9 protein-coding genes and 1 pseudogene are annotated in these 8033 nt (G+C 61.2%); 5 read left to right on the top strand and 5 right to left on the bottom strand.

Going from position 1 to position 8033, the window contains the following annotated elements:
- From ACYVDE_RS09815 to ACYVDE_RS09800, 4 genes and pseudogenes are all read left to right on the top strand, one after another.
- Positions 1-243, top strand: a pseudogene (locus tag ACYVDE_RS09815) (hypothetical protein); the annotation flags it as partial.
- Positions 244-314: 71 nt separating this feature from the next.
- Positions 315-1172, top strand: a complete 858-nt coding sequence (locus tag ACYVDE_RS09810; protein ID WP_460501324.1) for a dienelactone hydrolase family protein — start codon at positions 315-317, stop codon at positions 1170-1172.
- Between the two features lie 58 nt (positions 1173-1230).
- Positions 1231-1545: a hypothetical protein gene (locus ACYVDE_RS09805; protein ID WP_460501322.1), complete on the top strand. Its 315-nt coding sequence runs from the start codon at positions 1231-1233 to the stop codon at positions 1543-1545.
- 257 nt (positions 1546-1802) lie between these two features.
- Positions 1803-2297: a Spy/CpxP family protein refolding chaperone gene (locus ACYVDE_RS09800; protein WP_460501321.1), complete on the top strand. Its 495-nt coding sequence runs from the start codon at positions 1803-1805 to the stop codon at positions 2295-2297.
- Between the two features lie 87 nt (positions 2298-2384).
- Here ACYVDE_RS09800 and ACYVDE_RS09795 read toward each other — a convergent pair whose 3' ends face one another.
- From ACYVDE_RS09795 to ACYVDE_RS09775, 5 genes are all read right to left on the bottom strand, one after another.
- A complete protein-coding gene (locus ACYVDE_RS09795) occupies positions 2385-3461 on the bottom strand; it encodes a glycoside hydrolase family 53 protein (protein WP_460501319.1) in 1077 nt (358 codons plus the stop codon).
- Between the two features lie 77 nt (positions 3462-3538).
- Positions 3539-3922, bottom strand: a complete 384-nt coding sequence (locus ACYVDE_RS09790; RefSeq protein WP_460501318.1) for a hypothetical protein — start codon at positions 3920-3922, stop codon at positions 3539-3541.
- 4 nt (positions 3923-3926) lie between these two features.
- Positions 3927-5555, bottom strand: a complete 1629-nt coding sequence (locus tag ACYVDE_RS09785; RefSeq protein ID WP_460501317.1) for an acyl-CoA carboxylase subunit beta — start codon at positions 5553-5555, stop codon at positions 3927-3929.
- A gap of 116 nt (positions 5556-5671) precedes the next feature.
- Positions 5672-6679 (bottom strand): MlaD family protein, encoded by a 1008-nt coding sequence (locus ACYVDE_RS09780; RefSeq protein WP_460501316.1) that lies wholly within the window; start codon positions 6677-6679, stop codon positions 5672-5674.
- Positions 6680-6794: 115 nt separating this feature from the next.
- On the bottom strand, positions 6795-7655 hold the full coding sequence (locus tag ACYVDE_RS09775) for an N-acetylmuramoyl-L-alanine amidase family protein (protein ID WP_460501315.1): 861 nt from the start codon (positions 7653-7655) through the stop codon (positions 6795-6797).
- Between the two features lie 151 nt (positions 7656-7806).
- On the opposite strand from ACYVDE_RS09775, the gene ACYVDE_RS09770 reads away from it, so the two are divergent.
- Positions 7807-8033: hypothetical protein (locus ACYVDE_RS09770; RefSeq protein WP_460501314.1), on the top strand; the 227-nt coding region annotated here is incomplete at its 3' end.

The raw sequence follows: 8033 nt of genomic DNA, 5'->3' as shown, positions 1-8033 counted from the left end.
GCAAATTTGCCTACCACTTGGCCGACGACCCGCAGGCGGCCGTGCCCGCGGGCCCTGGCGCAGCACGTGCCGGCGTATCAGGGGCCGGCGTTTTATCCAAGCAGCACCTATGTGCGCGTTGGCACCACCGTCGTGCGGCCTGCCGATACGGCGTACTACGCTCTTTACCCCAACGACCCGGCCAAGGTATTCAGCCACCACTTGTTTCAGCCGTACTATTACCTGGCCGAACGGCTGCCGTAGTGCGAAACGCTGGCTGCGGCTGCAACTTTCCCTCACACCCATTTTCTTTCTTCTTCCCGTTTATCGCCGCCATGGACCAGCGCATCATCAATCTCTTCGACGAATACACCCACGCTCCGCTCACCCGCAAGGAGTTTATGGAGCGGCTGATAAAGCTGGCGGGCGGTACTGCCCTGGCCCTTTCGGCCCTTTCGGTGCTGGAGCCCGGCTACGCGGCCGCTGCCACCGTGACGCCCGAGGCCGACGACCTGCAGGCCGAAGAAGTGAGCTGGATTGGCGACGGCGCGCCCGTGCGTGGCTACCTGGTGCACCCCAAAGGCCACCAGAAGCGCGGCGCGGTGGTGGTCATCCACGAAAACCGGGGGCTGACGCCGCACATCAAGGATGTGACGCGGCGGGTGGCGCAGGCCGGCTACCTGGCCCTGGGCGTGGATGCGCTGAGCGTGGTGGGCGGCACGCCGGCCGACGAGGATAAGGGCCGCGAGCTCATCGGCCAGCTCGACCCGGTGAAGAACCTCAACAACTATCTGAAAGCTTTAGACTACCTGCGCGCCCGGCCTGACTGCAACGGCCGCACCGGCGCGGTGGGCTTTTGCTGGGGCGGCGGGCTGGTGAACCAGCTGGCCGTGCACGACCCTAAACTGAACGCTGCCGTGGCCTACTACGGCCAGCAGCCCAAAGCCGAAGACGTGCCAAACATCAAGGCCAGCGTGATGCTGCACTACGGCGGCCTCGACCAACGCATCAACGCCGGTATCCCGGCCTACGAAGCGGCTCTGAAGGCGGCCGGCACGAAGTATGAGCTCTACCTATACGAGGGCGTGAACCATGCTTTCAACAACGACACCTCGCCGGCGCGCTACAACGCCGAGGCCGCCCGGCTGGCGTGGGAACGCACCTTGCGTTTATTCAAGGAAAAACTGGGGTAACCGGGCAACCGCGGCCGTTTCGGGGGCATCTTTGCAGTATCAAGCCGCTGTCTTTCCCATGCTGCCCAAAAAGTTATTCTCAGTAGTTGCCGCGCTTTTGCTGAAAGCCGGCAGCAGCCTGGCACAGACGGCCCCGCCGTCGCCGGCCACCCCGCCCCCGCCCGCCAACGAGCAGCAGGTGAGCGTGCCCGTACCGCGCGCCGTGTCGCTGCTGGTCGATGTGGTGAGTGTGCTGGCCTCGCGCACCGAAGGCCAGGACAAGGTGCAGACGCTGCTGGAACGGCGGCGCGAACGCAAGAAAAAAGGCGAGCAAACCATCGATTTCAGTGTGCCGAAGAATCGACTGACCCGGGTGCTGGGCTTAACCGATTAGGTAGCGCGCGAATGGAAAAAGGCTGGTGAAGGAATAAGTCTGCGAAGTGGACGGATTGGTCGGGATTTCCGGCCCGTCCGTCCACCTTTTGTTTTTCGGGCTGGTTGTGGCGGCTCATTTGCATTGGAGATAAATAACGGAGCCTGGGCCGCCGCGCTTTTATTGCCCGTTAATCCCGGGCGGCGCTGGCTGGTCTGACATGAATACTTGCTCCGTTTGCAACTGTCATTTCTGCTTCACCTCCACTTCTTATTTCCATGAAAAAGCTTCTGTTCCCGCTTCTGGCGGCATTCGCTCTCACGGTAGGCACTGCCGCCGCCCAAACCACTACCCCCGATGCCATGCCGGGCCGCGGCCGCGGCTACGGCCGCATGCAGGGCTCGCCCGATGAGATGGCCAAGCGCCAGGCCGACCGCCTCAGCAAAGAGCTGGGCCTGACGGCCGACCAAACCACCAAAGTGCAGGCCATTCTGCTGGCCCGCACTCAGGAAATGCAGGCCATGCGCGGCCAGGCCCGCGACGGTAGCGGCGACCGCAGCCAGATGCGCGAGCAAATGCAGGCCAACCGCGCCAAGTACGACGCCCAGTTCAAGACCGTTCTCACGCCCGACCAGTACACCAAATTCACCGCCCTGCAGGCCGACCGCATGGACCGCGCCCGCGACATGCGCGATGGCAACGGCCCCGATGTGAAAAAGATGAAAGCCAAAACCACCGACGGCGACAAAGTGAAGGTGAAAGCCGACAACTAAGCCCGGCCACCTGGCTGAAAACACACCGCCCCGGCCAGCTTGGTCGGGGCGGTGTGTTTTGTGCGTATTCGGAACTCGCCGGCGGGGCTATTTCCTGGCTTTGGCGGGCGCGGCCGGCTTAGCCTTGGTGCCCGCGGCATCGCGAAACGCCTTGAGGGCGGGCGAAGGCTTACCGTCGTCGCCCCAGGCGCAAAGCTGGTAGCCGCTCCAGCTTTTGGCGCCTTCGGGCTCCCAGTAGAATACGCCGAGGCCCTTGTGCCGGGGCACGGCGCGCACGGCTTGCTGAGTGGCCACCAGCAGGTCGTAGGTGTTTTGCACGGCGGTGTAGTCGCCGCCCACTTCGGCCACCACCACTTCCTTGCCGGGGTAGCGGGCCACCATGTCGAGCAGGTTGGCGCGCAGGTTGGCAATGGAGGCCGTGTAGTCCTGCTTGAGCCAATAGGGGTAGTACGACATGCCGATGACGTCGAACTTGCCACCGTTGGCGGTGAGTTTGTCGAAGAAGTCGCGGTACATAGCGTTGTCGTTGCCGCGGTCGAGGTGCACGATAACCTTGCTGCTGGGGCTGGCCGCCTTCACGGCCTCGTAGCCCTTGTTGATGAGCTGGGTAAGCTGTGGGAAGTTCTTGGTACTGCCCTCGGGCCACATCATGCCGCCGGGTATCTCGTTGCCGACCTGCACCCATTCGGGCGTCACGCCGTTCGCCCGTAGCGCCTGCATCGTGCTCAGGGTGTGGTCGTACACATCGGTCAGGAGCTGGGGAAAGGGATGGCTGGCCCAGGCAGCGGGCTTAGCCTGCTTGCCCGGGTCGGCCCAGGTGTCGCTGTAGTGGAAGTCAATCATTACCCGGAAGCCCAGGTCGGTGGCCCGCTTGGCCATGGTCACCACTTCGGCGGGGCTGCAGTGGCCGCTGGCTTTGTCGTCGGAGGGGTTCACGAACACCCGCAGGCGAATGGAATTAATGCCCTGCGCTCTGAGAATGGCAAAACAGTCCTGCGGCACGCCCTGCTCATTGCGAAACACGTAGCCGGTGGCCTCCATCTGCTGCAGCCAGCCCACATCGGCGCCTTTGGCAAACGCCTGCGCGGCGGCTTTAGGAGCGAAAAAGGTGGTGGCGCACCAAGCGGCACCCAGTAGCAGGGCGGTTCGGGAGAAGCGATTCATAGCGGTAAGGGTGGGAAGGTGAGCGGTAATAGGCTTGCTCGTACTATTAGGCACGGCGAGGAGGGAAAGGAGGTACATCAGTGGTAATAGTTGAAGACGCTTTGCCAACGCCATTTAATCAACTTCAACCAGCCCGCTTTTGCAATCGTCAATTCATTCGTTTGTACATCGAACCATGCTTGGTAGCCAAAAACACGAAAAAACCATCCAAGCCTCAATTTGAAGTCATGCCACCCACTGCCATCGTGATGTTCTTTGCCGACTATTTGATTAAAACACTTGACAATATTCTCGAAATCTAACCTGGTCAATTTCTCTTTTGAGTCGATTATATCGACTACTTCCGATGCAATCTGACCTTCGATTATAAACCGCGCATTCTCCTGAGAGAAACGGACAAAATAATAGACCAGCCCTCTGTCCGTCAGCTTATTTCTCGCTTCTACCTGCGCTCCGGTCATATCCTCACACCTGAATCACCCCCACGTTGTACGCCTTCTCAATCGGCGCATGGTTGGCGGCGGCAATGCCTTCGGAAATCACTTTCCGCGTTTCCAGCGGGTCAATCACGGCATCGACCCAGAGGCGGGCCGCGGCGTAGTAGGGCGAGAGCTGCTCCTCGTAGCGGGCCTTGATGCGGTCAAGCAGCTCCTTTTCGGCTTCGGGGGTGATGACTTCGCCCTTGGCTTTGAGCGAGGCCACCTGGATTTGCAGCAGGGTATTGGCCGCAGCCGCGCCGCTCATCACGGCCAGCTGGGCCGTGGGCCAGGCCACGATGAGGCGCGGGTCGTAGGCCTTGCCGCACATGGCGTAGTTGCCAGCGCCGTAGCTGTTGCCCACCACCACCGTGAACTTGGGCACCACCGAGTTGCTCATGGCATTCACCATCTTGGCGCCGTCCTTGATGATGCCGCCCTGCTCGCTCTGACTGCCCACCATGAAGCCCGATACGTCGTGCAGAAACACCAGCGGAATGCGCTTCTGGTTGCAGTTCATAATGAAGCGCGCCGCCTTATCGGCCGAGTCGGAGTAGATTACGCCGCCCATCTGCATGCCGGTTTTCTTGCTCTTCACAATCTTGCGCTGGTTGGCCACGATGCCCACCGCCCAGCCGTCGATGCGCGCCAGCCCGCAGATGAGCGTCTGGCCATATAGGTCCTTGTAGGGCTCAAACTTCGAGTTATCGACCAGCCGGTTGATGATTTCCATCATGTCGTAAGGCTTGGCGCGGTCGGCGGGTAGCAGGCCGTAGATTTCCTGCTCATTGAGCGCCGGCTTGGCGGGCGTGGCGCGGCTGAACCCGGCTGATGGCTGTCCGCCCATCTTGTCGAAGATGTTGCGGATGTGCGTGAGGCATTCCTCGTCGGTGTCGAACTTGTAATCCGTCACGCCCGAGATTTCGGAGTGCATGCTCGCGCCGCCCAGCGCCTCGTTGTCGATACTCTCGCCGATGGCCGACTTCACCAGGTAGGAGCCGGCCAGGAACACCGAGCCCGTGCCGTTCACAATCATGGCCTCGTCGCTCATGATGGGCAGGTAGGCCCCGCCGGCCACGCACGGGCCCATGATGGCCGAAATCTGCACAATGCCCATGCTGCTCATCACCGCGTTGTTGCGGAAAATGCGGCCGAAATGCTCCTTATCGGGAAAAATCTCGTCCTGCATGGGCAGGTACACGCCCGCCGAATCCACGAGGTAAATAATCGGCAGCTTGTTTTCGATGCTGATTTCCTGGGCCCGCAGGTTTTTCTTGGCCGTGATGGGAAACCACGCGCCGGCCTTCACGGTGGCGTCGTTGGCCACCACCACGCACTGCCGCCCGGCCACGTAGCCGATAACGACGACCACGCCGCCGCCGGGGCAGCCGCCTTCCTCCTTGTACATCCCCTCGCCCGCAAAAGCACCGATTTCTACTTGCGCCGCGCCCTTATCGAGCAGGTAGTCAATTCGCTCGCGGGCGGTGAGCTTGCCTTTGGCCTTGTGGGCTTCGATGCGCTTTTGCCCGCCGCCGAGGGCTACTTTCTGGAGTTTTTGGGTGAGATTGAAACTGAGTTGTTTGAGTTGGTCTTCGTTGCGGTTGAACTCGACGTTCATAAGAGAGCGGGGGTGGGATTTTGGAAGTGTAGGCACAAAAAAATCCGCCCAGGGGCGGATTCCAAAGGTACGGCGGGAATTGTAGCGCGGACTTTGCAGTCCGCGCTACTGCGGTACTATTTAACCGTCGTCTTCTTCTCGGTTTCTACCACGGTGCCGTTAGGCTTGGTGGTTTTGGTTTCGACTTCGGTCTTTTTCTTGTCGCTGCCTCCGCCGCCAAACACCGAGAAGTGCACGTAGCGTTTGGGGTTGGCTTTGAGGTCGACAAACAAGTCGTTGGAAGCGGCCGTGGTGGCGGCCAGGTTCTTATACAGCGTCGAGTCGTGTAGTAGCTTGCCCATCGAGCCCTTCTGGTCGTTCAGGGCCGTGTTCAGGCTTTGCACGGTGGTTTGGGCGTCGGCCAGGGTCGAGTTGAGGCGGCGCAGAGCCGGGCCCACGGGCGCGGTCTTCAGCGAGTCCGACAGCTGGCCAAAATTCACGGCGATGCGGTCGAGCTTGGAGGTGGTTTTGTTGAGGGCCGCACTCATCTGCGCGAAGTTGCGTGTGATTTGGTTGATGTTGGCCTGGTTGGCCAAAATCAGCCGGTTGAATGCTTCGGCGCTGGCCCGCGCGCCTTGCAGCGTGCCCTGAATGTTGGTTTGCGCGTCTTTGTTCAGAAAGCCGTTGATGTGCGAAAGCGTGGCGCCCACGGTGTCGAGCACGGGCAGGGCCTTGGCCTGGAAAGCATCAGCAATGCCCGAGGGCGTAGTCGTGCGGATTTCCTCGCCTCCGTTAAAGGTCTTGGAGTTGCGGCCCAGCGTGAGCGTAATGGCTTTGGAGCCCAGCAGTGAGCCGCCCAGGCTGGCCGTAGTGGAGTCGCCCACCACCACGTCTTTCTGCAGCTCCAGGGCCACGCGCACGGCGTTGCCCTTGTCGGGCTGCAGCTCCATGCTTTTTACCTGGCCTACTTTGATGCCGTTCAGGGCCACGAGGGCGCCCACGTTCAGGCCGTCGACCTTGGGGTACGTGGCGTAGTAAGTGCGGTCAGAAGATAAGACGTTGCTGCCGCGCAGAAAATTATAGCCGATAACGAGAGCGGCAATGGCGACGATGGCGAGAAGCGCCACTTTTATTTCTTTAGACACGAGTAAGAATTGTTGGATAGGAACGGAAAGGGCAAACGCTGCGTGCGGATTGTATTGCGGCCGCCACAGTTCGGTGCCCGGCGAGCAAAACTGGTTACCTGGAAATGCTAGGAGGCTATCCGCCTTCGAGCTCGCGCTTGTACTCGCGGAACGCCCGGTAGATGCCCGCGGCCATATACGTTTGGTTGGCTTTATCGTTGAGGTAACGCTCCTCGGCGGGGTTGGTGAGGAAGCCCGACTCGATGAGGACTGAGGGCATGGTCGATTTCCAGAGCACCAGAAAACCTGCCTGCTTCACGCCGCGGCTGGGTCGCTTCACACTCGTGCGCAGCTGCCGGTCGACGCGCTGAGCAAAGCGCAGGCTGTTGGTGATGTAGGCCGACTGGAACAGCGAAAACAGAATATGCGACTGCGGCGAGCTGGGGTCGAAGCCATCGTAGCGTTTCTTATAGTCCTTTTCCTGCAAAATAACCGAGTTTTCGCGCTGGGCTACGCCCAGGTTGGCGTCGGTTTTGTGCAGGCCCATGGTCCACACTTCGGTGCCGTGGCTTTGGCTGGGGCCGGCGTTGCAGTGAATGGAGATGAACAGGTCGGCGTGGTTGCGGTTGGCAATGGCGGCGCGCTCGTCGAGCTCCACAAACACGTTGGTTTTGCGGGTGTAAATCACCTTCACGTCGGGCAGATTTTCTTCAATCTGCTTGCCCAGGGCCAGGATGAGGCTCAGGGCCACGTCGGCCTCGCGGGCGCTGGCTCCGGCGCAGCCCCGGTCTTTGCCACCGTGGCCGGCATCGAGGACTACCGTGCGCAGGCGGTAGCGATAGGGCGCATTGGGCAGGTCGGAGGTGCGCATCGAATCGGGAGCCGACGTTGCTACCCGGCCCGAGTCGGGCGTGGTTTGGGCTTCGGCTTTCCACTCGCCGATGCCGGCGCCCAGCAGCAGCAGGGCCGCACTGGCCCAGATGACAATAATCCGCACGGTGTTCGTTGAAGGGGCGGTAGCGACCTGCTACCTTTGTACAAGCCCCAAAAGTAACGAATTTAACTGCTGCTATACTTTGCCCCTCTGGTTTAGTCTTTCTGCCGATGCCGGATTGCGGCGCTTCTACCACCGCCCGCACCGGTGGCCGATGGGCCAAATACTGCCGTCGTTGCTGTGGCTAGCCTTGCTGCTGCCCGTGGCCATCCCGGCTTTCAGCCAGACCTCACCCGCCCCCAAATCGACGCATAAAGCCAAGGTGCAGGCCCGCAAGGCCCGCGTGAAAGCAATTCTGGCGCAGCCCGCCCTACCCGACCGGGATACCGTAACGGTGCCGCCGCGCAAGCCCACGCCCCGCGCCAAGCCCGGCCAGCGGCC

The sequence above is a fragment of the Hymenobacter agri genome (assembly GCF_054778495.1).
This window is presented reverse-complemented; position numbering and strand designations above follow the sequence as displayed.